Origin of the sequence: Synechococcus sp. MU1648 (assembly GCF_023630615.1) — a bacterium.
In the GTDB taxonomy this organism is placed as follows: Bacteria; Cyanobacteriota; Cyanobacteriia; order PCC-6307; family Cyanobiaceae; genus Parasynechococcus.
Map to the genome: position 1 here is coordinate 174,661 of NZ_JAKUHI010000001.1, position 25,633 is coordinate 200,293.

29 protein-coding genes and 2 riboswitches are annotated in these 25,633 nt (G+C 59.9%); of the genes, 19 read left to right on the forward strand and 10 right to left on the reverse strand.

Annotated elements, in window-relative coordinates:
- Window positions 1-5: 5 nt before the first annotated feature.
- From NCN06_RS01005 to NCN06_RS01015, 3 genes are read left to right on the forward strand one after another with little or no spacing between them, the layout of a single operon-like run.
- Window positions 6-1,136, forward strand: coding sequence for a sensor histidine kinase (locus NCN06_RS01005; protein WP_226398063.1), 1,131 nt, complete (start codon window positions 6-8; stop codon window positions 1,134-1,136).
- Window positions 1,133-1,882: a pseudouridine synthase gene (locus tag NCN06_RS01010; protein WP_226398062.1), complete on the forward strand. Its 750-nt coding sequence runs from the start codon at window positions 1,133-1,135 to the stop codon at window positions 1,880-1,882. The genes NCN06_RS01005 and NCN06_RS01010 overlap by 4 nt, the downstream gene beginning before the upstream one ends.
- Window positions 1,873-2,793, forward strand: a complete 921-nt coding sequence (locus tag NCN06_RS01015; protein ID WP_226398061.1) for a helix-turn-helix domain-containing protein — start codon at window positions 1,873-1,875, stop codon at window positions 2,791-2,793. Before NCN06_RS01010 ends, NCN06_RS01015 begins: the two co-directional genes overlap by 10 nt.
- Here the strand turns inward: NCN06_RS01015 and malQ are convergent.
- Window positions 2,727-4,295 (reverse strand): 4-alpha-glucanotransferase, encoded by a 1,569-nt coding sequence (gene malQ / locus NCN06_RS01020; protein WP_250398540.1) that lies wholly within the window; start codon window positions 4,293-4,295, stop codon window positions 2,727-2,729. The two genes, NCN06_RS01015 and malQ, sit on opposite strands and share 67 nt — an antisense overlap.
- A gap of 32 nt (window positions 4,296-4,327) precedes the next feature.
- Entirely contained in the window at window positions 4,328-5,356 is a 1,029-nt protein-coding gene (locus tag NCN06_RS01025; protein ID WP_226422459.1) for an NAD(P)-dependent oxidoreductase, read from the reverse strand.
- 79 nt (window positions 5,357-5,435) lie between these two features.
- Between NCN06_RS01025 and NCN06_RS01030 the strand changes: the two genes are divergently transcribed.
- Window positions 5,436-6,368, forward strand: coding sequence for an LCP family protein (locus NCN06_RS01030; RefSeq protein ID WP_250398541.1), 933 nt, complete (start codon window positions 5,436-5,438; stop codon window positions 6,366-6,368).
- On the opposite strand, the gene NCN06_RS01035 is transcribed toward NCN06_RS01030, so the two are convergent.
- The gene (locus NCN06_RS01035; protein ID WP_370631226.1) at window positions 6,365-6,880 is read right to left on the reverse strand and encodes a hypothetical protein; all 516 of its coding nucleotides are present in this window, start codon (window positions 6,878-6,880) and stop codon (window positions 6,365-6,367) included. The two genes, NCN06_RS01030 and NCN06_RS01035, sit on opposite strands and share 4 nt — an antisense overlap.
- 41 nt (window positions 6,881-6,921) lie before the next feature.
- Here NCN06_RS01035 and NCN06_RS01040 point away from each other — a divergent pair, with 41 nt between their 5' ends.
- The 5 genes from NCN06_RS01040 (at window position 6,922) to NCN06_RS01060 (ending at window position 10,119) form a co-directional block, all read left to right on the forward strand.
- The gene (locus NCN06_RS01040; protein ID WP_115092993.1) at window positions 6,922-7,917 is read left to right on the forward strand and encodes a ribose-phosphate pyrophosphokinase; all 996 of its coding nucleotides are present in this window, start codon (window positions 6,922-6,924) and stop codon (window positions 7,915-7,917) included.
- Between the two features lie 152 nt (window positions 7,918-8,069).
- Complete coding sequence (locus NCN06_RS01045; protein WP_502988822.1) at window positions 8,070-9,173, forward strand: glycoside hydrolase family 10-like protein; 1,104 nt, start codon at window positions 8,070-8,072, stop codon at window positions 9,171-9,173.
- Between the two features lie 117 nt (window positions 9,174-9,290).
- Window positions 9,291-9,479 (forward strand): DUF7441 family protein, encoded by a 189-nt coding sequence (locus tag NCN06_RS01050; protein ID WP_250398542.1) that lies wholly within the window; start codon window positions 9,291-9,293, stop codon window positions 9,477-9,479.
- A 225-nt stretch (window positions 9,480-9,704) separates the two neighbouring features.
- On the forward strand, window positions 9,705-9,938 hold the full coding sequence (locus NCN06_RS01055; RefSeq protein ID WP_250398543.1) for a hypothetical protein: 234 nt from the start codon (window positions 9,705-9,707) through the stop codon (window positions 9,936-9,938).
- A gap of 16 nt (window positions 9,939-9,954) precedes the next feature.
- Window positions 9,955-10,119, forward strand: coding sequence for a hypothetical protein (locus tag NCN06_RS01060; protein ID WP_226398053.1), 165 nt, complete (start codon window positions 9,955-9,957; stop codon window positions 10,117-10,119).
- Here NCN06_RS01060 and NCN06_RS01065 read toward each other — a convergent pair whose 3' ends face one another.
- Together NCN06_RS01065 and NCN06_RS01070 are read right to left on the reverse strand one after the other, a co-directional pair.
- Window positions 10,120-10,896 (reverse strand): metal ABC transporter permease, encoded by a 777-nt coding sequence (locus tag NCN06_RS01065; RefSeq protein WP_226398052.1) that lies wholly within the window; start codon window positions 10,894-10,896, stop codon window positions 10,120-10,122.
- A complete protein-coding gene (locus NCN06_RS01070) occupies window positions 10,889-11,587 on the reverse strand; it encodes a metal ABC transporter ATP-binding protein (RefSeq protein WP_250398544.1) in 699 nt (232 codons plus the stop codon). Before NCN06_RS01070 ends, NCN06_RS01065 begins: the two co-directional genes overlap by 8 nt.
- Before the next feature lie 91 nt (window positions 11,588-11,678).
- On the opposite strand from NCN06_RS01070, the gene NCN06_RS01075 reads away from it, so the two are divergent.
- Together NCN06_RS01075 and NCN06_RS01080 are read left to right on the forward strand one after the other, a co-directional pair.
- Entirely contained in the window at window positions 11,679-12,599 is a 921-nt protein-coding gene (locus NCN06_RS01075; protein ID WP_226398050.1) for a metal ABC transporter substrate-binding protein, read from the forward strand.
- Window positions 12,600-12,647: 48 nt separating this feature from the next.
- Window positions 12,648-12,790, forward strand: a riboswitch (cobalamin riboswitch).
- Between the two features lie 18 nt (window positions 12,791-12,808).
- A complete protein-coding gene (locus NCN06_RS01080) occupies window positions 12,809-13,906 on the forward strand; it encodes a hypothetical protein (protein WP_250398545.1) in 1,098 nt (365 codons plus the stop codon).
- A gap of 76 nt (window positions 13,907-13,982) precedes the next feature.
- Here NCN06_RS01080 and NCN06_RS01085 read toward each other — a convergent pair whose 3' ends face one another.
- From NCN06_RS01085 to NCN06_RS01095, 3 genes are read right to left on the reverse strand one after another with little or no spacing between them, the layout of a single operon-like run.
- Window positions 13,983-15,305, reverse strand: a complete 1,323-nt coding sequence (locus tag NCN06_RS01085) for a hypothetical protein (protein WP_250398546.1) — start codon at window positions 15,303-15,305, stop codon at window positions 13,983-13,985.
- Entirely contained in the window at window positions 15,302-15,937 is a 636-nt protein-coding gene (locus NCN06_RS01090; protein ID WP_502988823.1) for a TIGR03943 family putative permease subunit, read from the reverse strand. Before NCN06_RS01090 ends, NCN06_RS01085 begins: the two co-directional genes overlap by 4 nt.
- A gap of 31 nt (window positions 15,938-15,968) precedes the next feature.
- Window positions 15,969-16,940 (reverse strand): permease, encoded by a 972-nt coding sequence (locus tag NCN06_RS01095; RefSeq protein WP_502988818.1) that lies wholly within the window; start codon window positions 16,938-16,940, stop codon window positions 15,969-15,971.
- A gap of 105 nt (window positions 16,941-17,045) precedes the next feature.
- On the opposite strand from NCN06_RS01095, the gene NCN06_RS01100 reads away from it, so the two are divergent.
- Window positions 17,046-20,690 carry a hydantoinase B/oxoprolinase family protein gene (locus tag NCN06_RS01100; RefSeq protein WP_250398547.1) on the forward strand — a complete coding sequence of 1,215 codons (3,645 nt, stop codon included), beginning with the start codon at window positions 17,046-17,048 and terminating at the stop codon, window positions 20,688-20,690.
- A gap of 30 nt (window positions 20,691-20,720) precedes the next feature.
- Window positions 20,721-21,005 (forward strand): hypothetical protein, encoded by a 285-nt coding sequence (locus tag NCN06_RS01105; protein ID WP_250398668.1) that lies wholly within the window; start codon window positions 20,721-20,723, stop codon window positions 21,003-21,005.
- 219 nt (window positions 21,006-21,224) lie between these two features.
- On the opposite strand, the gene NCN06_RS01110 is transcribed toward NCN06_RS01105, so the two are convergent.
- Window positions 21,225-21,728, reverse strand: coding sequence for an HdeD family acid-resistance protein (locus NCN06_RS01110; protein WP_250398548.1), 504 nt, complete (start codon window positions 21,726-21,728; stop codon window positions 21,225-21,227).
- Window positions 21,729-21,837: 109 nt separating this feature from the next.
- Here NCN06_RS01110 and NCN06_RS01115 point away from each other — a divergent pair, with 109 nt between their 5' ends.
- The 4 genes from NCN06_RS01115 to NCN06_RS01130 all read left to right on the forward strand — a co-directional run bounded on the left by NCN06_RS01115 (window position 21,838) and on the right by NCN06_RS01130 (window position 23,734).
- Window positions 21,838-22,143, forward strand: coding sequence for a hypothetical protein (locus NCN06_RS01115; protein WP_250398549.1), 306 nt, complete (start codon window positions 21,838-21,840; stop codon window positions 22,141-22,143).
- Between the two features lie 316 nt (window positions 22,144-22,459).
- Window positions 22,460-23,164: a 16S rRNA (uracil(1498)-N(3))-methyltransferase gene (locus NCN06_RS01120; RefSeq protein ID WP_250398550.1), complete on the forward strand. Its 705-nt coding sequence runs from the start codon at window positions 22,460-22,462 to the stop codon at window positions 23,162-23,164.
- 34 nt (window positions 23,165-23,198) lie between these two features.
- Complete coding sequence (locus NCN06_RS01125; RefSeq protein ID WP_250398551.1) at window positions 23,199-23,507, forward strand: hypothetical protein; 309 nt, start codon at window positions 23,199-23,201, stop codon at window positions 23,505-23,507.
- Entirely contained in the window at window positions 23,504-23,734 is a 231-nt protein-coding gene (locus tag NCN06_RS01130) for a hypothetical protein (RefSeq protein WP_226407564.1), read from the forward strand. Before NCN06_RS01125 ends, NCN06_RS01130 begins: the two co-directional genes overlap by 4 nt.
- A gap of 8 nt (window positions 23,735-23,742) precedes the next feature.
- Here NCN06_RS01130 and NCN06_RS01135 read toward each other — a convergent pair whose 3' ends face one another.
- Window positions 23,743-24,216 (reverse strand): hypothetical protein, encoded by a 474-nt coding sequence (locus NCN06_RS01135; protein WP_250398552.1) that lies wholly within the window; start codon window positions 24,214-24,216, stop codon window positions 23,743-23,745.
- A gap of 140 nt (window positions 24,217-24,356) precedes the next feature.
- Between NCN06_RS01135 and NCN06_RS01140 the strand changes: the two genes are divergently transcribed.
- Window positions 24,357-24,698, forward strand: coding sequence for a c-type cytochrome (locus NCN06_RS01140; protein WP_250398553.1), 342 nt, complete (start codon window positions 24,357-24,359; stop codon window positions 24,696-24,698).
- A gap of 104 nt (window positions 24,699-24,802) precedes the next feature.
- A riboswitch (cobalamin riboswitch) is annotated at window positions 24,803-24,949 on the forward strand.
- Window positions 24,950-25,065: 116 nt separating this feature from the next.
- A complete protein-coding gene (locus NCN06_RS01145) occupies window positions 25,066-25,590 on the forward strand; it encodes a HupE/UreJ family protein (protein WP_255613910.1) in 525 nt (174 codons plus the stop codon).
- Window positions 25,591-25,633: the final 43 nt, after the last annotated feature.

Consider the following 25,633-nt stretch of genomic DNA (forward strand, 5'->3'; position numbering starts at 1 on the left):
TTGTTGTGTTGATCTCTGGAGTACTTGGCTTTGCGGCCGGCATCTGGATCACGCTTCTCTTGCAGCGACGATGGCGCTTCCTGAAGTCGTTGCGAGAGGAGGAGGAGCGGCCTGTTGTCTTGAACGCACCTCAGCTTCTGGCCTGGATTGATGCGGCCACCCAGGGCTGGATGATCCTGGCTCCGGATCACTCCATCGCCTACCTCAACGGTCGGGCCGAACGTTTGCTGCACATTTCCCGCAATCGTCTTGTTCGTGGCATGAACCTCAGGGATGCCCTGGACATTCCCGCACTTGAGGAGGTGATCTTCAGCAGCCGCTATCAGCAGCGCCCCCAGCGATGTGAATGGGAGCAACAGGGGGATCCGCTGGAGGCCATCGTTCTGCCGGGTAGCGATGAATGCTTGTTGGTGTTGATCCAGAGCCGCCAGTCCCTCGAAGCCCAGCAACAGCAGCAGGAGCGCTGGGTCAGTGATGTGGCCCATGAGCTCAAGACCCCTTTGACCGCCCTGATGCTGGTGAGCGATCGGCTGGAGCTGGCCGTGAGTTCAGAGGACACGGCTCTGGTGCAACGGCTGCAGAAGGAACTCCGGCGTCTTCAGCTGCTTGTGGAGGATCTGCTGGAGCTCTCACGCCTGGAGAACAGCCTGCCCCAGGAATACAGCGATTACGTCCCCCTCACCCTGGAGGATCTGGTCGACAGCGCTTGGGGAACCATTCGCCCGATCGCGGAGGGACGGCGGGTCACTCTGCAGTTGGATCGCTCTGAATCCGGGCCCTTGCTTGGGGATCAACGCCGTCTGCACCGCGCGGTGCTGAATCTTCTCGATAATGCTCTGCGTTACTCCCCAGAGGACAGCAGCGTCGATGTGACCGTGCGCCAGAGCGGCGGCTGGTGGCTGCTCAGCATCCGTGATCACGGCCCTGGGTTGAGTGAGACCGATCTCAGTCGCATGTTTCAACGCTTCTACCGGGGGGATCCCTCGCGGGCACGCTCCAGCCGTAGTGGCAGTGGCCTTGGGCTGGCCATCGTGCAGCAGATCTCCGTGAATCATGGTGGTCGCATCGAAGCGCGCAACCACCCTGCTGGGGGCGCCTGCATGGACCTCCTTCTCCCCCGGGAGCCGGTTGGATGACGCGTCAGCGTCTCCAGAAACTGATTGCTGCTGCTGGTCTCTGTTCCAGGCGCCGGGCTGAGGAATGGATTCAGGCGGGCCGTATCACGGTGGATGGCCAGGTCGCCCGCGTTGGGGACCAGGCTGATCCGCACCAGCAGACGATTTGCGTGGATGGCAGGGCCTTGCCCAGCCGTGGCGCGGCGCGGGTGCTGTTGCTGAACAAGCCCGTGGGGGTGATCTGCAGCTGCGATGACCCTCAGGGCCGCCGAACGGTGCTCGACCTGCTGCCACCGGAGCATCGGGCAGGACTGCATCCTGTTGGCCGTCTGGATGCCGACAGTCGTGGGGCTCTGCTGCTTACCGATCTGGGTGAGCTCACGTTGAAACTCACCCACCCGCGCTACAGCCATGCCAAGACCTACAGGGTTTGGGTGGAGGGTGTGCCGTCCGAAGCGGTTCTCGACCGCTGGTGTCGGGGTTTTCCATTGGATGGACGACCGACCCGCCCCGCACAGGTGCGCCGACTGCAGACCAGGGGCGCGCGCTCGTTATTGGAGATCGAGTTGCGGGAAGGTCGCAACCGACAGATTCGCCGGATGGCGGAGGCCCTTGGCCATCCGGTGCTCGACCTCCAGCGCACAGCGATTGCGGGGTTGCCGCTTGGTGATCTGGCTGAGGGGTGCTGGATGTGGTTGAGCGAGGGAGAATGGAAGCCAATGCTCGACCAGGCTGTCCCCTTGGATTTGCATCGCCCATGCGACTGAAGCGTCCAGGATTCTGGTGGCGCCGTCCCCGCAATGGGTCCAGCGCTGATGCTGGTTCTGTTGAGACCCAGGATCAGCAAAGTCAGGATCTGGGACTGATGCTGCGGCGGAGGAGGGAAGAACTTGGGCTTTCGCTACGGGACCTGGCCAATGAAACCCGGATCACAACACCCGTCATCGAAGCGCTGGAGCGTGGCTGGCGTGATCGATTGCCCGAGCGGGCTTATCTCGCCTCGATGCTGCCTCAGATCGAGATCCGCTTAGCTCTTCCCAGTGGATGTCTCGACCCCTTGCTTCCCCAACCGGTGTTGCTCCGCCGCGGATCTGCCAAGGCGGGTCTGCGGCGCTTCACCCTCGGCAATATCGATGTGTTCACCACCTGGCAGGGCACGGTGGTCTACACCGTCGTGATTGCGCTCAGCCTGCTTGCTATCAACCGACAACAGCAGGATTTGGCCCTGCGCAACAGCCTGACCCTCGAGCCCGTGCGTGCTGATGTGGAGGCGATCAACCGTCGCCCGAACCTGGCCGGCGCAGATCATCGCATCGCCGCCTTGCGGCCCCTGGAACAGGTTCAGCAACGCACACCTCAGGAGTGGCTTGAGCTGGTGGGTGGTGCTCTGACGCAGTCTCAGGGGGTTCTCGAGGTTGTTGTTGCTGAGCCCAGAGCGCTGCAGCTCTCGAGCGGTGGTGGAGACCGGTTTGAATTCACGGCCAGTGCCGGCACGTTGATGCTCCAGTTGCAGGCCCCGATTGAGGTCCGCCTGGATCCCCCCGCTGGTGCTGGCGATCAGGTGCTCTGGAACGGAGAACCCCTGGCTGTGGATCAAGCTCGGCCGGGGATCTACCGGGTCAACAAGCCGCCTGCTCCCGACAGCGACCGTCCCCAGACCGCTCCCCTCGTGCCGTAGCCGCCAAGGGCATTCTCCAGATCAGCATCAAAGCTGCGAAGCCTCCAGCTCCAGTTGCCTTCACTGGTGCCGGGTGTGTTGAATCTGGCCCGGTCATCCAGATGCATGAGGTCCTGTAGTGGGGCGACGACCAGTCCTGCGGTCGTGGCAAAGGCCATGTCAAGCAGATGCCAGGCCGGGGCCGAGATCTCACCATTCACCCGTGTGGCAATGCGGGTCCTGCTGTCGGCATCCAAATTGTTCCACCAGCCCAAGGTTGTGGGGTTGTCGTGGGTGCCGGTGTAGACGACCCAGCGATGCCCCTCGGTGTTTTCAGGCAAATAGGGGTTGTCGCGTTGACCATCGAAAGCGAATTGCAGCACCTTCATGCCCGGCAGCTGGAATGCATCACGGAGTGCCTCCACATCCGGTGTGATCACGCCAAGATCCTCGGCAATCAAGGGGAGTGCGCCACCAGCGTCCTTGCGGAGGTAGCGCAGTAGGGCGTGGCCTGGAGAGGTCTGCCACTGCCCGTTTTCAGCGGTGCAGTCGGTACCGGGGACGGCCCAGAAGGCGGCAAGAGCTCGGAAGTGATCCAGGCGTAGGAGATCAACAAACTCCCGCTGGCGAGCAATTCTTTGCCGCCACCAGTGGAATCGCGTGATCCGATGTTGTCCCCAGCGGTAAACCGGTGAGCCCCACAGTTGCCCTGTTTCCGAGAAGTAATCGGGTGGCACACCGCTCTGGGTGGTGAGTTGGCCGTTCTCTTTGACTGTGAACAGCGAACGGTTGCTCCAGACATCAGCGCTGTCACTGCTGACGTAGAAGGGCAGATCTCCAAACAGCTGGATGCCTAGGTCTGCTGCTTGTCGACGAATCGCCTGCCATTGCCGGTCGAGATGCCACTGGATCAGCCGTTCCCGTAGCAGGGCATCTTGGTGTTGTTCCGCCCAGGCCCGCAGCGCTTTTTTGTCATGACGGGCGAGGGGGAGGGGCCAGTCCCACCAAGCTGTGCCGTGCTGATCATGCAGAACCTGGAAACGGGCATGGTCCTCTAACCAAGCGCGCTGCTGCTGCGCCCAGGTGCCGAAGTCGGCGTGTCGCTTTGGATCCTGGTCACTCCAGGCCTCGAGCAGTGCATCCCCCAGGGCATCGGCCCGTTGCTGGGCCAGGCTGAAATCAACATGTTCCCCTCCCTCCATCGGCGCATCAGCGCCCGGAGTTGCCCTGAGGGCGGCCTCATGGATCAACCCCTCGTTGGCCAGGTCCTGGCCATCCAGGAACCAGGGGTTCAAGGCATTGCACGAGGGGGAGCTGTAGGGCGAGCCCGTTGGATCTGGCGGGGCCAGGGGCAACATCTGCCAGACCCCGATGTCATGTTTAGCCAGCAGTTGGAGCCACCGGCGGCATGGCTCACCGAAGCTGCCGCAGACGGGGCTGCCAGGCAACGCTGTCGGGTGCAGCAGCACCCCGGTGCTGCGCCCCCGTCCAGCCTTCGCTGGTTCAACAGTGGATTGATCCATGGGAGCCCCTTGGTCTCCCAAGGATGGCGATTTCAGAACAGTGCGGCATCCCCGAGGTCCTGCCCGGCCATGCCGTCACGTGCCACGCGCTCGAAAAACTGTTCCAGGGTGTCGGTTCCGTAGGAGGGCGTGGCGTCGGCGTCGTAGCGCTGATTTTGCTCGTCCCAGACGAGCATCGATTCGCTGGCGTAATAGCGACCGATGCGCCCGAATTCCGCCGTATCTTTAATGCCCGGGAACAGCCGAGCCAAACCGTCCAGAAGGGCAATCGGACCATCCATCAGAGCAATGGGGACGGAGAGCATCCGCTGGGGGCGGTTCAGGGCGCGGAAGAGCATTTCTCCCTGCTCCCGAGCGCTCAGCGCCGGACCGGGACCGCCGATGGGAAGCACCTGGTTGCATTTGGCATCGTCCTGGATGCAGTCCGCCATGAACCGGGCCAGGTCTGCTTCGCTGATCGGCTTGCAGCTGGCCAGGGTGCCGCCGCCGAACATCACATAGGGGCCACCTTTGCGGCAGCTTTCCACCTGTCCGCCCAGGCTCTTGAAGAAGGCGGTGGGGCGAACGATGGAATGGGTCATCTCTTCATCCGCCTGCAGCACGGCCTCAAAGGCCAGCTTGGCTTTCTGAAACTCCAGCAGTGGCTTCTGCACGCAGATGGCCGAGAGGAGCACGTAATGGGCCACCCCGGCAGCCCGTCCCTGTTCGTAGGTGTTGAGGGTCGCTGCGTGGTCGATGGCCCAGGAATCCTTGCGGCCGCCGGTGCGAGAAGCCAGGCAGCTCACCACCACATCCGTCGGTTGATCGAAGGCCTCGGCCGTGATGGAGGCTGGATCGCTGACATCCCCAAAGCGCACTTCTGCCCCAGGGAAATCGGCGATGACCTCGTCTCTCCTCTGGCGGCCGCCCACACCACTGCGCTCTCGGGCAAAGGCAATCACCTGGTAGCCCCGCTCCACCAGCTCCTTCACCACAAAACGGCCGATGTACCCCGTGGCTCCGAACACGACCACGCGCACCTGTTCGGGAGGTCGGTTGCGGTAGTCGTGGCGGAGGGACATCGAGGACGGCTTCACGGGGCCCAGGCTAAGAACTGGAGATCTGGGCGAAACTAAGCGCCATTGCGCTTGCTCCAGCGAAATGAACTGGTTGTCGCCACCCCGAGTTCGCGGCGTGCTGCGTGTCGGTTCAGCGTTGCTGGGTCTCGGTGTCACCGGGTGGTTGCTGGCGACGCTGTGGCCTGAACCCGATCGTGTTGCCCAGGGAGCTCCTCTCAGCGCAGATCAACCTGAAACCTTGGCTCCTCTCCCCGAGAGCCCTGTCATGGTGGTTGTGATTGGTCTGGATGCGAATCGTCTGGGTGCGCCCACCAATCAGGCCGCGCCCAAGGGGCCTGCCAATGCCGATGCCCTTTTGATGCTTCGCATTGCATCGAGGGAGCCGCTTCAGGTGCTCCAGATCCCTACCGAGCTTGGCGTTCAGCTTCCCGGCGAGAAGGATCCCGGCAGCCTGGCCCAGCTGTGGCAACGGGGTGGCGTCGGTCTTGTCAGCGATGCCATCCACGACATTGTTGGCCTTGAAGATGGCGATCCCAAGCGCTATGTGGTGATGCCCCGTGCGGCTTTACGCCGTCTTGTGGATGGCCTGGGTGAAGTGGAAGTGGTGCTCGGGCAGTCCTATCAACGCCAAGACAAGGCGCAGGGCTACAGCGTCAATCTCCAGGCTGGGCGCCAAAGCCTGAACGGAGTCCAGGCGGAACAGCTGGTGCGCCACCTGCCAGACCCCAAAGATGTCTCCCAGCGTCGCCAGCGCCAGGACATTCTTGTTGAGGCCTTAATCGAACAGGTCAAGGCTCCCAGTGGCATTGCGTTGATCCCTGCTTTGGTGGACCAACTGGATGCTGACGTGGAGACCAACCTGAGTCGTTCGGAACAACTGAGCTTGGCCGCGGCAATCATTGCCAGCCCTGAACCTGCCGCAATCACCCGCCTGCCATTGGCCAACCGAGCCGGTGAGCAGACCCTCCGCCAAATCAAGCCCGAGGCGAGCCGTCCTCTCTGGCCCCAGCCTTAACCCGGACTGCGGAGCTGCAGTCTCCGGGCGAGAGCCACGATGCATTCGGCCTGATCTGGATGGTTCTCATCGGGAATCCACCCCAGCCAGCTGAGGCCGTCTCTGCGTCGTGCTGGGCCGTTCCAGGGGCCCTGGAGCTGAACCAGGCCGAGAAGGGGGACATGCAGTTCTCGGCAGAGGGCGGTGTAGGCCGGGGCCGTGCCAGGGATCGTTCCATCACTGTCGGCTGTCGTCAGCAGCAGCACCGTCTGACGCCAGTCAGCCAGGGCATGCAACCAGCTGAGATCACCCTCCGGCGTTGGCTGTGCTGCGTCACCGCTTAGCCGCACAAGCCCTTTTGCAGCTGGATTGTTCTTCAGGACTGCTGCGGGTGTTGCACCGCTGGGCACGGTGGTCAACGGGCATTGGCAGGCCTTGGCAAGGGCCTCGCAGGCCTGGCGCATTTTGAGCTCTGGAAGTGGGCCCGCACCCACGAGCAGTGGGAAACCTTTGGACATGGGGGTGCTGCTCACCTCTACCATCGGATTACAGCAGAATTCGTTACGCGGGCGCCGTGACCAGTTTCCTGACAGCAGCCCGTGCCGAACAGGAGCAGATGGCTCCAGATAGCCGACGTCTGCGTCTGTTCAGCGGCACCTCGAATCCCGCTCTGGCGCGGGAGATCTCTGCATATCTGGGTGTGCCAGATGGCCCCCGCGTCTGCAAGCGGTTTGCGGACGGTGAGCTGTATGTGCAGATCCAGGAGTCGATTCGGGGCTGCGATGTGTTCCTGATCCAGCCCACCTGCGCGCCGGTGAACGACCACCTGATGGAACTGCTGATCATGGTGGACGCCTGTCGACGGGCATCAGCGCGGCAGATCACTGCTGTGGTCCCTTATTACGGCTACGCCCGGGCGGACCGTAAAACCGCCGGTCGTGAATCGATCACGGCCAAGCTCACGGCCAACCTTCTGGTGCAGTCCGGCGTTGATCGTGTGCTGGCCATGGATCTGCACTCCGCCCAGATTCAGGGGTATTTCGATATTCCCTGCGATCACATCTACGGATCACCCGTGCTGGTGGACTATCTCTCCACTCAGGATCTGGGAGATGTCGTCGTGGTGTCTCCGGATGTGGGGGGTGTGGCGCGTGCCCGGGCGTTCGCCAAGCAGATGAACGATGCCCCGCTGGCCATCATCGACAAGCGCCGCACCGGTCACAACATGGCTGAGAGCCTCACGGTGATCGGTGATGTGGCCGGCCGAACGGCGATCTTGATTGACGACATGATCGACACCGGCGGCACGATCTGTGCAGGTGCACGGTTGTTGCGGGAGCAAGGAGCCGAACGGGTGCTGGCCTGCGCCACCCACGCTGTGTTCTCACCTCCTGCCAGTGAACGCCTTTCCGTCGAGGGCCTGTTTGAACAGGTGGTGGTCACCAACAGCATTCCGATCCCTCAAGACCGGGTCTTCCCCCAGCTGAAGGTGCTCTCTGTGGCCAACATGCTGGGGGAAGCCATCTGGCGCATCCACGAAGAGAGCTCCGTGAGCTCGATGTTCCGCTGAATGTTGGGTTCGGTGGAATGGACTGTTCAACGAGCGGGCTTGCTGCGGCTGCATCGCGATTGATTCGAGCGACTCTTGCGGTGCGGTGCGGTGCTTCAACAGCAGTGGATCAGAGCTGGAGGCCACTGGCTTGCGTTGCCCTGGCCAGCCTGATGGCAGCGCTTCCGGCTCCCTTGATGGCGGAGTCCCGATTGGACCGGCTTCTGCGGAACCGGAGCACCATGGGGGTGTGGCTGACCAACAGCCCCAGCAAGCTCTATTACGACAGGAAGCTCATCAGCGCAGCGATGCAGCAGCTCCAGGAGGCTGGATTCAATCGTGTGGTGCCCAATGTCTGGAGCCGAGGAACCACCTTTCACCGCAGCCGTTTCGCTCCAGTAGAGCCACCGCTTCAGAAGGCGGGGCTCGGTCTTGATCCCATCTGCACCTTGGCCGCTGAAGGTCGGCGCCGCGGCATCAAGGTGATGCCCTGGTTTGAGTACGGCTTGATGGAGCCGGCGAATTCAGCTGTTATCCGCAAGAACCCCAGCTGGGTGTTGGCCAAAGCGAATGGCCAACGCTGGATGACCATGCACGGGAACCATCGGATGGCTTGGCTCAACCCTGCCCATCCGGAGGTTCGTGCCCGTTTCATTGGTTTGGTGGTGGAGACCTTAAAGCGCTGTCCGTTGGATGGCCTGCAACTGGACGACCACTTCGCCTGGCCGGTTCAATTCGGCTACGACCCCACCACCGTGGCGCTCTACAAACAAGAGACGGGAATGGCACCACCGCGGGATCACAGCAATCGACAGTGGATGAAATGGCGTCGGAACCAACTCACGTCTCTTCTGCGTGAGTTACGGCAGCGTCTCAAGAAGGAGCAACTCTCCACACGGATCAGCCTGTCTCCCGGCCCCTTTCGTCAGGCATACAACCTCTGGCTTCAGGATTGGGAGCTCTGGGCTTTGGGGGGGCTGATTGAAGAGTTGGTGGTGCAGAACTACTCCTACTCCGTCCAAGGCTTTGCGAAGGACCTGGATCAACCCGCCCTACGCAAAGCCCGCAGCTGGGGTATTCCTTCTCAGATCGGCGTGTTGGCGGGATTCGGCAAACGCACCACATCCATGGCCGTTTTGGAGCAAAAAGTACGCCTGGCCCGCAATCGTGGTCACGGCGTGATTTTCTTCTATTGGGAAGGGTTATGGGGAAAGCATGTTCCTGAGCATTATCGAGATCGTCGTCGAGCAGCATTCACAAGACTCGGATCTGAATAAGGTGCAGATTCTGTTCACCATCCATCGCTTCAATGGAGCTTGAATGCGACCAACAATTGCTTTCGATAAAATTTCGCGCATTGACAACAGCGTTGCTCTGAAGCTTGATCTGGCGGCATGAAACAGTTCACCGAAACCAGTTCCGACCCCTACGACCGCCATCACTACCGTGTGTGGATGCGAGACGGTTCGTTCAAGGATGTCGAGAGCTACGACGAAGCGCAACGCGTTTGGTATTCAACTAAAAGGCCAAAGACCATTGAGGTGATGCAACCGAAGCGAAGAAGGAGTTCCAAAGGCTTTTAAGGATTTTGGTGAACTTGCTGTTAATCAGTCAAGTTTCGTTCGATTCACCTGGCTGCAGCAAGCGTCTTCCCTGGTGAACCGCATTAAAAACGCAATCTCGCTAGGATTGATGTTGGGCAATTATTTGCTTGACTCTTTTGGCTCATGATTGATGTATTCAACATCAATTTGTTCGGAACAGCTATTCAGCATTCGACAATCGTGGAACTGTGGGATTTTTGAATGATGAATCAGTTTGAGCTCAATCAGATTCGCTCCAAGCTTCGTCGGCTCGATCTCGATGATCAGTTTATCGAGCGGTACATCGATAAGCTAATCAGGAACAAAGAACCGTTCTGTACGGCATCGAAGGCCATTGATCGTTGGGAAAAGAAAGATTCAGGCCAATTTGTTCTTCAAGCACTCGCCTGTGGCTTGATTGCAGCCCTGGCTGGTGGTTGGTTGGCCGTTGTTCAGTAGCGGGGTGGATGGAGTAATGAGCGATGCAAGCTTGATCGCCCTGTTCAGCGTGGGGATGGCGTCAACGTCGACGGTCTTGTTCCTGGCCTTTCGGCGCACTTACCGCCTGGAGCAAGAACGCATATTGATGCGGAGAATGAAGCGCCGCCTTGATCGGATGTTGCGTCTGTCGCAGCAGTGATTACGGCCTTCTCAGGATGATTAGCGCCATGCAAAGAACCCCGATCAGCGGTCCAGGGGGTAAATCCCAGAGAACCGCCAGCATCATCCCTCCCCCGCAGAGCAGCAATCCTGTGCCAGCCGATTTCAGCATCAGACTTTTCAGGCTGGTGCTGCGTTCCACATGAATGAGCACAGGAGCGCACAACAGACCAATCACCAGCACAATCCCCACAGCGGTGATGGCGCTGATCACCACCAGCGCGGTTACCACGATGGTGATGAAGCGGATTTGTCGCACGGGGCGCTTTGCAGCGAGAGCCCCTTCCGGATCAACACCGATGAAGACCAGATCCTGGTATTGACCGATCAGCAGCAGGACCAAAGCGATGGCCGAGATGGTAGTGCGGATCAGGTCAGGGGCTCCGGAGGCAAGGATGTCACCAAACAGAATTGATTCCAGGTCGACACGGGCTTGCAATAGCGGCACAAGCAGAACACCGAGGGCCGTAAAGCCCGCCAGCACCGTGTTCATGGCGCCTTCTTCCCTTCCACGGAACCGTTGGGTCAGTTGTTCAGCGACCAACGCACCGATCAGACCACTGATCAGGCCGCCGAGGCTCGGGTCCAGTTCGAAGGCGAGGGCCAGCACGAGTCCCGGCAGAACCGAGTGCGCCATCAAGTTCGCCAGGAGGATCCGCCGCTGCGTGATCAACAGCGATCCGGCTGCTGGGCAGAGGCTTCCGACCAACAACGAAATCAGCAGGGGCAATCCCCACCAGAGATCAAGATCAGGCACAGCAATCCCCCATCATTCCGTCCATATCCGTGATCGTGCTTCGCACTTCTGAGGGAGTGCCGTTGGCCACCAGTTGTTTGTTGATCACCAGAACTCGGTCGTAGCTGTCGAGGGCTTTGCCCCAGTCATGGCTGCTGACCAGAAGGGTCTGACCTCTATCGGCCTGTTGGCGCATGACCTTCAGGAGGTGGGCCCGTGTTGGTGGATCGATCGCGCTGCAGGGCTCATCCAGCAACAGAACACTGGCGTTCTGCATCAAAGCGCGGGCCAGCAACACCCTCTGTTGTTGCCCTCCTGAGAGTTGGTTCAGGCGTCTTGATCCCATCCCATTCATGCCCACCTGCTCCAGGAGGGAGTCCACCGATTGGCTGGATGCTGATGGATGGCGCGAAGGCTGCCCCAGTTTCACCATTTGCTCAACAGTGATTGGAAAACTCCAGTCGATGACTGCTTTCTGAGGCATGAGCGCGATTGAGCCGTTGCATTGCACAGCACCACTGGACTGGCGCAATCGACCCTGCAGGAGATGGAGGAGTGTGGACTTTCCTGCGCCATTGGGCCCCACCAAGGCCGTCAATGTTCCATTGCCTAATGCAAACGAAACCCCATCAATGGCGTTTTGCTCGCCATATCCATAGCGGAGTTGTTCGGCACGCAGGGCCGGGGATTGGTCAGGCAAGGAGGAAGTCACCAGGCTGAGGTGGTCGGTTCAAGGACTGGGTTTTCAAGGGGAGACAGGTGCCCTGGCCTCATCAATATGAGAACCATTCTCACTGATGATGATGCGAGTTTCAGCATGGTGCACAAAAAGCGCACTGTCTGCTCTTTTCATCCTGGGGCTGACCCAAGGTTCTGCCAACGCTTCCCAGGTCAACATCGTCGCCGTTGACGGAACGCTGTGTGATCTCACAACGACTCTCGTCGGTGACGCGGCGCGGGTGACTTGTCTGATTCCACCTGGTGGCAACCCGCACGCCTATCAGATGAAGCCGAGTGATCGTCAGACGCTGGCTGGAGCCGCTCTGGTTGTTCACAACGGGTTCAACCTCACTCCATCCGTTCGAAAGATTTCTTCTTCGGGGCCGGTTGTTGCTGTGGGGGAGGTCGCTTTGCCTGGATACAGCGGCTCTGACCCTCATGTGTGGCACGACCCCCAAGCTTCAGCCGGCATGATCCGTGCGATCTCCAGCGAATTGAAGAAGGCCCTGCCGGCTGAAACCCATGACGGTGTGTCACGCCGAACCAGCCAAGCGGTGGTTGTATTTGATGGCCTCAATTCATGGGGGGCCGCTCAGTTCGCCGATCTTCCCGAAAGCCGTCGCGTCATCGTCACCGATCACAGAACGTATTCCCACATGGCGGATCGTTTTGGCTTCCGTGAGATTGCAATGTTGGATAGTCACACCACCGGAGGTGTGCTGAGGCCGTCGAGTCTTAATGCAATCACCAAAGAGATCAAAGCCTCCGATGTACTGGTGATTTTCAAGCCATCGTGGGATGCAACAAAAACCCTCAAGCGCATCAGCAAGCGCAGTGGTGTTCCAATCAGTTCAACACTTTTGAATGGAGAAGGTGTTGCTTCAGGTGAGACTGCTGTTTCCACCGCGGTGAACAACATCTGCACGATGGTGAATGGCCAGGGTGGTCAGTGTGATCAGGTTGAGGCTGCGCGTTTGGTCAAAAGCTGGTCTGCGATCCGTTGACCGGCTATCGAAATCGATGGACATCCATCGATTTCCAGTGATGTAACTTGACCAACCTTCAATCTTGGTTTCAGTGGGGAACAGCCGCTGAAGGAAACGGGGAAAGAGCGGCGAAAATCCGTCACTGTCCCGCAGCTGTAAAGCTCACCCAAAGAGCAAGTCAGAACGCCCGCCAAGTTTTCAACCCTTCCGACGAGGATCGTCTCCCAATGTCATCTCATTTCCGTTCAAAGCTTCTGCTTCTCGGCTTGCTAGCCCTTCCGTTTACGGCGGGTTCTGCGGCTTTCGCCCACGGCTCCCATGGTGGTGGCGGAGAGGCTCTTGAAGCTGGTGAGTTTGACTTCACGCCCATCATCACCATCGAGGGTCATGGTGGTTTTGATATCAACCTTGATGGTGAACCCAAGCATTACGCCATTGATGGCATGTTTGGTGGAGTTTTTGAGTGGGGCCTCGGTAATGGCGGCTCTTTCGCGATCGAAGCTGCCGTTGGCCCTGCTCTAGTTTGGGGAGAGGCTGAACACTTTTACGGAAAAGTGCATGTCCATGATCACGATGATGATCATGATGACCACGACGATCATGATGACCACGAAGACCATGATCATGACGACCACGATGATCATGATGATCACGAAGGCCATGATCATGACGACCATGACGACCATGACGACCATGACGATCATGACGATCATGATGACCACGACGATCATGATGATCATGACCATGATGATCACGGTCATGAGCACGATACCGACTTCAAGCGAACCGATATCAGAGGCTTTCTGCAGGCCCGTTATGCACCCAATGACCGCTTAAGTTTTGAGCTCTCCTGGAACCCCTATTACGTCACCAAAGACCAGGGTGAGGACATTCAGGGCTTGAAAAATGAGCTCGGAGCCAAGGCGATCTGGGCTCTGGGTGATGGAGATGTGAACTTTGCCCTTGGCGATGGCATCGAAGATCTGGTGAATGGTGTTTACCTGTCAGTCGATCACCGTCAGGGTTGGGAATCCGATGGCATGTATGTGGGCAACTACACCGATCCTCGTGTGGGCCTGGGCTTCACATTCGGTGGTGATGAAATCTCATTGATGATTGAAGCTGGTCCACGTTTCTATGTACCTGGCAGCTACGCAGGATTGGATCCACGTACAGATTTGGCTGGTGAAATCGAACTTTCGGTTCCCATTGGTGATGCCACGCTGTTCCTGCACTGGCAGCAGACCTACAGCTGGGAAGATGCACCGGGCTGGGGTGAAGGTTGGCAGCACCATGTCGGTACTGGCGTGACGTTCGCCTTCTAAGTCTCAACAATCGGTTGAACTTTGTTTGATCAGGAGGGCCGCTTTGCCCTCCTTTTTTTTGCACAGTTTTCGTCGCTCAGCCCGCATGCAGCCACTGGGCTTCAACGATGGGTATGTTTATCACCTTGATGAACTTCAAGCTATCGCCATCGATCAGGCCAGCACGGGCATGGGTTTGGTTCGCTTGCGTCAACGTCATCAATAGCTGGTTCGTCACTGGATTCCATTGGATGGGGCTGCCCGCCTTGAGCGTCCATGGCTCCAGGGCTCTGCGTTGTGTCACCTCCCCCTCCTCACTGATCAGCACCAGTTCGTGATTCCCACGTTGCTGTTCCCAGCGACCAAGAACCGCCCAGACCCTTTCGCCGCGGTTGTCACAGGCCACCCCAAGTACGGCCTGATCGCCAAGGTGAAGCTGTTTCGGTGCTGTTCCAGGAATCACCAGCTCGATCGAGCGTCTGTAATCCGGCCAATGTCGGATCAGCACAGCCCGTCCGGATGCGCCGCAGAAGGCACCCAGTTCCCTGCTTCCAGGCAGGATCTGAGGCTTTTGCTTCGTTGTTTCCAGTGCTCGAAGCGTCAGGCCGTCATAGGTGGGCATCACGACGCCCCCCCCGGCGGGAAGCAACTGCATTGGCCCAGATGGTTTCAAGGCCAAATGCTTCCGTTTGCCATTGGCCTGCACCAGCAGGGCTTGATCGCTCCCAGGACGGAATCCTCCGCTTTGCACCAGAAGATCGCCGTTGAGGTTGCTGCTGAGATGAGCGAAGAGCACTTCCCCCTTTAAGAGTGGCTGCGTGCTGCTCACAGTCGGTGGCCCTAAGGCCGCCAGGCTGATGGCGGTACTGCGGGGAGTCAGTTGGTCCCACCACACCTGTTCGGTGCCGTTCTGATCACGCCCCACCAGTGCGATGCCTCGGCCGTTGCCTAAGGGCACGACGCTTGGGATGGCAGGCCAGACCCGACTGATGGGAATCCAGCCTCCTGATCGCGTCTGCAGTTGAACCTGCTCGCCGCCTGGCACCGGCCGCGTCGCGATCAGCCAGGGTCTCGGATCCCACCACCATTGCTGCCGGTCGAGCAGCAGCTCGCGTTGGTCTTGGCCGGAGAGGGACAGTTCGATCGGGGCCTTGAGCACGACATCTGCATCGATCACCATCCGCAGGGGTGTTGTCTCCCCCAGCCACTGATGGGCCACGTTCGGTTCCAGTCGGGTGGCGTCGCTGACGCTGGTCCGATTCATCGGTCGACTGAACTGCAAATCCAGTGCCGCGGTGCCGCTCTGCACCTGCTGGGGCTTGAGGTGCAGCAGTCGCGGAGTTCGGCGCAGCAGCAATTGTTGCTGCGCTACGACCGCAGCGCAGGCCATCAGCATGAGCATCAACAACCGCTGCTTCATGGCTCCAGGGGCCGCTCGGGCCTCTCAATCGGTGTGATGCTTGATGGAACGACGACAGCGATGCGCCGATCCTTCCGGCTTTGCACTGTCATCGTCCCGCTTATGGCTAACCACTGGTTGGTTTTTGGTGTGAACCACTCAGGCCACTCCACTGCCAGGCCAGCGGGTGTGGCGTCGGCAAGGCAACAGCGAACGGTGAGCCTCGCGATCAGCGGTGGACCCTCCGGCTGCCTCCAGACAAATCCGCTGATTCGCACAGGGTTGTCAGCGACAAGATCGGGGTCTGGCTGGCTGCGCAGGTAACGCACCCATTCCGTGAGGTTGCGTTGTTCCGGCGGCAGCACAAACGCCAATTCCGGTGGATCTGGAAGGCCCTGGGGGCGGTTGCTGGCCAGGTCACTGAAGGAGGGCGTCGGCGGCACAATCAAAACCAGCACGCCCATTAAGCCGCTGAGCAGCCAGGGCCATCGCCACCGTTCCCGGCGGCCACCCTTTTGCAGCAAAAGGGCCACGCCCACCATCAGTAACAACAGGCCGGTGACCGCCACCAGGCTGTGAAAGACCCCCCGCAGCAGCAGGTCGAGGCGGCCACTGTGGAAACTCCACAGAAGTGTGAGGCCCCAGAGCACCATCAGGGATCCGCTCTTCAGCACGACCAGCCCCTCACAGCTGCCACAGGTTGATCCACTGACCGATCAGCAGCACCCCAAGACTCGCACTGATCGCAGTGATCACGATGGCCCGTGGGCGCATCAGCACCGTGAACAGTCCCGCCAGTTTGAGATCAACGACGGGGCCCAGCAACAGAAACGCCAGAAGGGCTCCTGGCGTGATCTGAGCTGCAAATCCGAGGGCGAGAAAGGCATCCACGCTGGAGCAGACCGACACCACGACGGCCAGCAGCATCAAGGCCAGGATCGACGCCGTCGGTGCGCCCCCAACGGCCAAGAGCCAACTGCGCGGCAGCCAGGTCTGCACCAAAGCTGCGATCACACACCCCAGCACCAGCAGAGCCAGGAGATCGAGAAACTCGCGGCAGCTTTGATCCAACACCTGCCAGCCCTTGATCCGTTGGTTGGTGGCTGGACGTGTTGTGGTGGGTGAAGCTCCAATCAGGCCACTGCTGCGCTGCAGCAGCCCCACGTTGCTCAGGGGCTGGCTCATGCGGCGTTCCTCCAGAAGCGCTGTTGCCAGCAGCTGTGTCTCGGGCAATTGCACCAGCAAGAGACTCAGCAGGATCGCCAGCAGAAAAGCCCCCAATGGTCGGGCCACCAGAAGCCAGGGCTGATCGGGAAAGGCCGCCCAGGTGCTGGCCAGGACGATGGGATTGAGTACCGGCGCAGCAAACAGAAAGCCAAACGCGGTGCCCATCGGTGCGCCGCTGGCCAGTAGACGTCGTGCGACCGGGACATTGCCGCATTCGCAGGCCGGCAGTGCAAATCCCATCAAGGCGCCGATGATCGGTGCCAGCACTGGGTTCTTCGGGAGCCTGTCGATCCATGCGCCCGGCGGCACAGCCCATCTGGCCAGCCCCGCGATGGCGACGCCGAGCAGCAGGAACGGAATGGCTTCCAACAGCAACCCCTGAAAGATCGCCCAGGCGGTGGCGAGCTTGTCCAAGCGTTCGAGCGGCATGTGCCTTTCAACGTTCCCAGCTCAGGCCACCAATCGGGTGCTGCCGATACGGTTTGTTGATCGGCCTGCCCTGCAGGCTGGAACGATGTTGGCCAGGGCCTTGCGATGGGTTGGTGCTTCTGGATTGATCGTGGCGGCACCTTCACCGATCTGATTGGTCGCGATCCAGAGGGGAGGCTGCATGTGCGCAAGGTGCTGTCTGAGCAGGCGGGTTCTGGTGACCCTGCGGTGTCAGCCATGGTCGCGATGCTGGATTCGGCCTCGTCTGGTGTGGATCTAGGTGACGTCGATGAAGTGCGCCTCGGCACCACTGTCGCCACTAATGCGCTGCTGGAGGGCTGTGGTGCGCCATTGCTTTTGCTCACAAATGCAGGCCTGAGGGATCAGCTGTGGATTGGCGATCAACATCGCGACGACCTGTTCGCTCTTGAGCAGCCAAAGCGTCCCTTTTTGGCGGAGACGGTGCTGGAGGTGGCCGGTCGACTCGATGCATGGGGTGATGAGGTGGAGCCCTTGGTGCTGGATCAGCCGCTGCTGCGGCGCCTGGAGGAGCAGCGCCGGTCCGGTCTTGACGTCGCCGTGGTGGCGTTGCTGCATTCCCAGCGCAATCCAGCCCATGAGCAGCGTTGTGCGGCAATGCTGCGGGAGGTTGGCTTTCGCACCGTGGTCTGCTCCCATCAGGTGAGCGTGATGCCCCGCCTGGTGCCGCGGGGGCAGACGGCGTTGGTGGAGGGGGCCGTGCATCCGGTGCTGGATGGCTACCTGCAGCAAGTGCGAGGGGCGCTGGGATCTGCCACGCCACTGCGGGTGATGACCTCCAGCGGAGCGTTGCAGACTCCGGTCACCTTGCAGGCCAAAGACACCATCCTTTCGGGGCCGGCGGCCGGGATGGTGGGCGCGATCGCGGCGGCGCGGCTGGCTGGTTTTGAAGGGGTGCCGGTGCTGGGCTTCGACATGGGGGGGACGTCGACGGATGTGTTCTGCGTGGCCTCCGCTGATGCGCAGGCGCTGCGGCAGGTCAAGGAGCAGACCGAGATCGCCGGCTTGCAGTTGCTGGCCCCCCGCTTGCCGATTGAAACGGTGGCTGCCGGAGGCGGATCGGTGCTGGAGCTGCAGGGGGAGCGCCTGCGGGTGGGTCCCCGCTCCGCGGGGGCTCGACCGGGTCCCGCTTGCTACCGCGCTGGGGGACCGCTCACCATCACTGACGCCAACCTGCTGCTGGGGCGTCTGCAGGTGGCGTGCTTCCCGGCGGTGTTCGGCGCTTGCGCTGATTTGCCCCCGGATGTTGAGGTGGTGCGGCGTGCGTTCGCAGATCTTGCTGCAACGCTGGGGCAGACCTCGGAGCGGCTAGCGGCGGGCGCGTTGCAACTGGCGGTGGAAACCATGGCCGCAGCCATTCGCCGCGTTTCGCTGCATCGGGGTGAGGACATCCGTGGCGGGGTGTTGGTGGCCTACGGCGGTGCCGGTGGTCAGCATGCCTGTCGTCTGGCGGATGAACTCGGACTCAACACGGTGCTGTTGCACCCCATGGCCGGTGTTCTCTCCGCCTTTGGGATGGGGCAGGCCCGCCAGCGCTGCCGGCGACAAGTGCATCTCGGCGCTCCGCTGTCCTCCGCCCTGTTGGCTGAGATGCCTCATCAGGTCGAGATGCTGACCCATGAGGCGCAGGAGGTGCTGCGTCGTCAGGGTGATGGTGCAGAGCCCGACGCTGAGGCGCCGGAGGCCTGGGTCAACCTTGCCTTGCGTTATCCCACTGCAGAACAGACGTTGGTGCTCACCTGGTCTCCGGATCAAGTTGTTGACGACCTGGTCTCGGCCTTTCAGACGAGCCATCAATTGCGCTTCGGCTACTGCATCGATGCCGATCAGGCTCTGATCGTCGAACAGCTCAATGTTGAGGTCACAGCGCCGCAACAGTTCGATGCGACAGCACCGAATGGGCCGAATGGGATTGCCGAACGAACGTCAGAACTGGCGGGTTTCCAGCTGGTGCCGATGTACCTCGAGCAGAGCGGCTGGACCCAGGTTCCCCTGTACGAGCGCAGCGCCTTGGTGCTGGATCAAAGGATCTCAGGCCCAGCTCTGATCGCCGAATCCACCGGATGCACGGTTCTGGAGGAGGGCTGGCAGGCAAGGGTGGCGCTGGGGGACACATTGTTGTTGGAGCGCCGGCAGCCTCAGGCCGGTTCGCCATCGCTGGCGGAGGGTGATGCGGACGACCCGCTTCAGGCGGAACTGTTTCGCCACCGCTTCATGGCGATCGCCGAACAGATGGGGGAACAACTGCGGCAGAGCAGCCGATCGGTGAACATTCGCGAGCGCCTGGATTTCTCCTGTGCGTTGTTCGATGCCTCGGGTGCCCTGGTGGCCAATGCCCCCCACATCCCGGTGCATCTGGGATCGATGGGAGACAGCGTGCGTGACCTGCTGGCTCAGGTATCCGCTGGCGATGTTGCACCGCTGCAGCCGGGCGACACGCTGCTCAGCAACGACCCCTTCCACGGCGGCACCCACCTGCCCGATATCACCGCCATATCGCCGGTGTTCTGCAATGGGGATCAGCCCAGCTTCTTTGTGGCCAGTCGTGGCCATCACGCCGATGTGGGCGGAATTGCCCCCGGGTCGATGCCGTCCTTCAGCCGCACCATGGCTGATGAGGGCCTGCTGCTGCGCAACCTGCTGTTTGTTCGCGAGGGCCGGGTCCTCGACGCTGATTTGGAAACGGCGTGGAGCGGAATGGCAACGCCGCCACGCAACCCATCAGAACTGCTGGCCGACCTGCAGGCGCAGGTGGCGGCCAATCAGGCCGGAATTGCGGCGCTGCAACATCTCGTGGAGCGGGAGGGGGAGGTCGTGGTGCAACGGCAGATGACTCTTCTGCAGAGGGATGCAGCTAGCAGTGTTCAGTACCTGTTGTCGCGCCTGACGGGCGCCCGTCAACAGCTTGTGATGGATGACGGCTCATGCCTGGTGGTGGAGGTCAGCCTTGATCGGCAACGCCAACGGCTGCGGTTGGATTTCACCGGAACATCGCCCCAACGGCCGGGAAACTTCAATGCCCCCTTGGCGGTGACGCGCGCGGCCGTGCTGTACGTGATCCGTTGCCTCCTCGACAACGACATCCCCTTGAACGAGGGCTGTTTCGCTCCACTCGATCTGGTGGTGCCACCGGGCTGTCTGTTGAATCCGGGTTACCCAGCAGCTGTGGTGGCCGGCAATGTGGAGGTGTCTCAGGTCCTTTGCAATCTGTTGTTCGGTGCCTTTGGTGTCCAGGCGGCCGGCCAGGGAACGATGAACAATTTCAGCTTCGGCAATGGGCGCTGTCAGTACTACGAAACGGTGGCCGGTGGCGGTGGAGCTGGGGATGGCTTTGCCGGCTCCGTGGGCCTGCAATCGCACATGACCAACTCAAGGCTGACGGATCCCGAAGTGCTGGAAAGCCGTTATCCCGTGCGGCTGGAATCCTTCGCTGTGCGCTGCGGCAGTGGTGGGAACGGCCGTTGGCCTGGGGGCGACGGCCTGGAGCGCACGATCCGTTTCCTTGAACCGATGTGTGTGTCGTTGATCAGTGGATCCCGGCAGGTGCCTCCGTTCGGGCTCAACGGTGGGTCAAGCGGAGCTTGTGGTGTGAATCTGCGCCTGGACTGTGACGGGGCGGAGCATCCCCTACCCGGTTCTGTTCAGCTGGAGCTCGAGGCTGGCGAGGCCATTCGCATGCTCACTCCGGGGGGAGGCGGCATGGGAGGTTGAGGGGGGTGCCTGGCGTGGAGTTGTGTGCCGATGCGATCACAGGGCTGGTGGTTGGCAGTGCTGCTGGGCTGCAGCCTGATGGGGAGCGCCCAAGCCCAATCCAAGAGCCTGGATCAGCAGGTGTTCCAGCTGCAGCTGGTGATTGATCAGATCCGCCTCGCCCGTTCCGTGGGAGATCGCGTCGGCGTGTGCACTGAATCACGCCGCGCTAACAATCTGTTATTGGAGATTCTTCCCGCCCTGCAACTGCAGCGCCCGAGCCTCAATCACGCAGCCTTGCAAGACACGATTCTGTTGGGATTTGATGTCTGCTGATCACACGTTCTTGCGGTGTTTTTGTTTGCGATAATGGGAAAACTTCAGGCTTGATTTGTCATCAATAAGCGACGAGAAGCTTCTTTTTTGCTCACAAGTTATAGCTGTTTATCCCATTGAAAGAACTAGATCCACGGAGCAAGATCCATGGGTTGTGGTTTTTTCTGCTTTCTACAACGTTCCCTGATTGCCCCAGGGTCTGGTTGGGGATTTGCCTGGTTAAGCGACTTCCCCGCCAGGCTGTTGCAGAAGCTTGAATGCTGAGGACAGCAGGGTGATGCCGAACAGTGTTCCCAGGGCCCAGACACTGTCACTAGGCCACTCGAGCACTAACAACAGACCGATGCCTGCGGAGAGCAGACCATCGAGGAGCACCAGTCCAGCCATCGGGCCTTTCGACGTTGCGCCCGCAGCGAGCTCCATGATTCCCTCAAACAGCACAACCACGCCCGCGAACAGGGTCAGGCTGATCTCTCCTTCGATCGGGTCGATCAAGATGAAAATCGCCCCAAAGATATAGAGAAGAGCCGAGAACACGCGGAAGAGCTTCCCCGGAGCATTGCCTTGCCCCAGCCGCAGGAGCTGACTCACGCCTGCCGAAAAGGCGATGCCTCCTAAGGCCAGTGTCAGCAGCGTCGCTGAAATGAAGGGGAGAAGGATTGCCGCTACGGCTCCAAGAATCAGCAGGGCTGCTGCGAGTTGCCTCTGGCGGTTGGAGGTCATGGCAGCGAGGCGTCTGAATTGACCCTAGGTCTGTTAATGAAAATCAGCATGACAACCCATTGTCGAAGGGCAGCTGCGGATTCAAATTGAGTGCAGTCAGGTTTGTGGCATGGGTTTGCTTCAGACAATTCAGGGACGCCTGCTCCAGTACGACTCGCCGTCACGTCAGCTTCAGCAGGCTCATTTCGACGCAGCCCGACGTCTGGCTCAGGCCCAATTTCAGTTCGCTGATGTTGAGTTAAGCCAGCGCCTCTGGCAGGACGTGGCTGATCGAGATCTGGATGTCGATCGGATCCTGAACCTGCTTTATGGCTGTTGGTTCCAGGAGGATGCGGCAGAGTTGCGCGCTGCCGATGCCGACTATCAGGCGCGTCGCCAGCAGGAGTTGATCCCCGGGGTGTTTGAACACTGCTGAAGTGCTATTGCTTTGTGGATCTCATCGCTGATTTGCCGGATCTGTTGTTCCAGAGATAACGCCCGATGGAATGCTCCATCCCGTTGTGCGGCATCTTGTTGATCCCAAAGATCTAGTCTTTGGCTGAGAAGTTGTGTGAGATTGTTGTTGCTGAAGTTTGATGTTGGTTGTTGCATACCAGAATTGTTCTGCAGTTCCTGACTGATTCCAACTGTTGCCTTGGTGTAAACACCGTCAGCATCAGTTCGGTTGCCCCTCTGCTTGGCATGGCGTCCTAAACAGGAGCTGCCTGTGGCTCATATGAATTGCCTCAGATATGAACATCGTTGTCTTAGATCGTTCTGATTGGCGGGATGAACAGCATGTTCGTCTTGTTGATCGCCGGGCTGATCACATTCGTGCGGTGCTGCGGGCTGCGGTAGGCGACAGCGTTCGGGTTGGTGAGCTCAATGGCCATTTGGGTCACGGACGCATCTGCGCGATCGATGCGGATTCAGTGGTGTTACGCGTTGAATTGAGTCAGCCACCGCCGCCGCGACACCGGTTCGACGTTGTTCTGTCGTTGCCGAGGCCCAAGGTGCTGCGCCGTCTGTTCCGCACCGTGGCGGAGTACGGGGTGGCCAATCTTCATCTGATCCACAGCGCCCGTGTGGAAAAGAGCTATTGGCAGTCGCCTTTACTCGCACCGGACAAGGTTCATGACGCGTTGCTGGCCGGGATGGAACGCGCGAGCGACACCGTGGTTCCACAGGTGCATCAGCACAGGCGCTTTCGCCCTTTTGTGGAAGACCAGCTGAAGCACCTTTGTGCAGGGCGGCCTTGCTGGATCGCACAGATGGGGGCCTCCCTGGCTCTACGCGACACGCCTGCTGGGGATGCCGTTGTGATGGTGGGTCCCGAGGGTGGTTTTGTTCCCTTCGAATTGGAGTTGGCTCAAGCCGTGATTGCGCAGCCGGTGCATTTGGGATCGCGCACATTGAGTGTGGACACGGCCCTCACCACCGCTTTGGCCCAGGGATGATGGTGGGCGATGTGTTGGTTCAACGGCGGCTGCAATGAACGACCTGGCTGGATTGCGAGCTCTTGTTGAGGATGTCGGTTCCGGCAACGTGATCGATGCCGAACTGCTCGACGGGTGTCCGGTGGAGGCCCATGAACTCGATGAGATGGATGCGTCCCAGGCCGCCCAGGTCGCCGCCCATTGCTTCGGCCTCCTCTTCGATCACAAGGTGGAGCAGCTGCAGGGGCACGAGGCTGATCTCGATGCAGGCTTGTGGTCAGGAACTGTTGATGGGTTCGGGTTTCAGATCAGTCGCGATGACGTCGGCGATCTGGTGCTCGATTTTTCGAGCCAGCAATCGTGACGATTGATGAGCTGCGGTGCGACTTGACGGCCCGGCTTGGAGAGGCGGTGGAGGAGGTGTTCACTCGGGATGGTCATCCTGTCGATGACATCACCGAGTTGTATCAGCCCTCCCCGGCTGGCTTTGGTGGTCAGCTTCGCCTGAAACGTGGCCGACGATTGGCTTGGGAGTTATGGCTCGAGGACGGTGACTCCTGGAATTTTCATGCGGCAGAGGTGGTCCAGTAAGGAGTTCTTTAGAGCGTCTGCGGATGCAGGCGACTTGGGCGATAGGAGAGCAGGAATTTCTGCTCTTCATTGGCCTTCCGTTTGACAGCTGTGATCAGGTCTTCCCCTGTGTTCCAGACCCAAATCTGATCGTTGTGGTCCGCTTCTTCAACACTCGTGCTGAGCGGCGGACCATGGCGGGCCCGCAATCCGGCCAGCACTTCCGTCATGTCATCGATCGCGAATTCGTAGGCGAGCCATTGCAAGCCCTGGGACTGGCTCAACTCAAACGTGACGCGGGAGACAGGCAGCCGATCAAGCATCACATCTTGAACCTCAAATCTTTCCTGGGGACGATCTCCGATGGGTTTCGCCTGACCCAAATGAGCATCCACCTGCTCCAGAGGCATTCCCCAGGCCAAGCCCTCCACACAGGCTGAGGCCGGGTGCCCAGGAAGAATCACCACAAACACTGCCAATAGGCCAATCAGGAGTGCTCTCAATGGCTTAAGAGCCCCATGACACATTCGCCATTTTGCAGCGTCTACCTGTGTATCTCTACGAACAAAACATGAAGAACGGTGTTTTTCTTGGGCCCTGGTGAGGCCTCTGCATCAAGGTGCTTGAGTCAAAACACTCATCCATGCGTCACTTTCTTTCGTTGGCTTTGTCCGCTTTGATCGCATTGATTGCACCATCCGTGGTATTGGCTGCAGATGCTGCCCACGGTGAGCAAGTGTTCTCCGCAAATTGCGCGGCTTGCCATATCGGTGGCGGCAACGTCGTCAATGGTCAGCGCACCCTCCAACAGGATGACCTCAAGGCTTATCTCGCCAACTACAACGAGGGGCATGAAGAGGCCATCGCCTATCAGGTGACCAATGGCAAAAACGGTATGCCTGCTTTTGGCCCAAATCTGAGCGCAGCTGAGATTGCTGATGTTGCTGCTTATGTCGAATCCCAGTCGGTAAAAGGCTGGTCCTGAAGGTCTTGACGCTCAGCTCTTCGCAAAGCTGAGCACGATCATCTCCATTGCATCCCCTGGCTGGGTCACCGGTCAGGGGATTTTTGTATTAAGCATGAATCTCACTCCTATACTGAAATGCTGGTATCAGCGGGGATCAGCCGCTGATGGAAACGGGGAAAGAGCGGTGTAAATCCGTCGCTGTCCCGCAGCTGTGAAACGCCGGCTCTGCCGACGTCAGTCAGAACGCCCGCCAGGACAACACCGACGAGGATCGACTTTGAATTTTTTGCCCTTGGCCTTTCGTAGGCCATTTCAGATTGCTGCCACGTCACTTACAGCAGTTGTCTTGATCGCCAGTCCGGCGTTTGCACACCATCCTTTCGGCATGGGTGACAGCTCTGCACTGACTGCTTGGCAGGGCTTGATCAGTGGCATCGGGCACCCGCTGCTGGGTCCTGACCATCTGTTGTTCCTGTTGGCGATCGCCTTGATCGGGCTGAAACGCCCTCTGGCCTGGGTGGTACCGCTTCTGGCCCTTGGCCTCGGTGGCAGTGTGCTTTCGCAGTTCATTCCGCTGCCTGATGCGATTGCGCCTTGGGCAGAAGCTTTGGTGTCTCTCAGCCTTGTTGCGGAGGGATTGATTGCCCTCACCGTGCTGTCACCGTTCTGGTTGTGCCCGTTGATCGCCCTCCATGGCTTTCTACTGGGCAGCACGATCGTTGGGGCTGAAGCCACGCCTCTACTGACGTATTTCCTTGGCCTGCTGTTAGGGCAGGGAGCGTTGCTTCTGCTGGTGGCGGCATGGTCCAAAGGGTTGCTGGAACGTCTTGGCTCCCAAGGCCAGCGGCTGGGTGCCGGGATCTGGATGGGGATCGGCATGGCCTTTGCCTGGGTGGCCCTGATCGACTGATCGGAAGCACTCCTCTTCCAACGTTTGACCCCAGAGATCACAT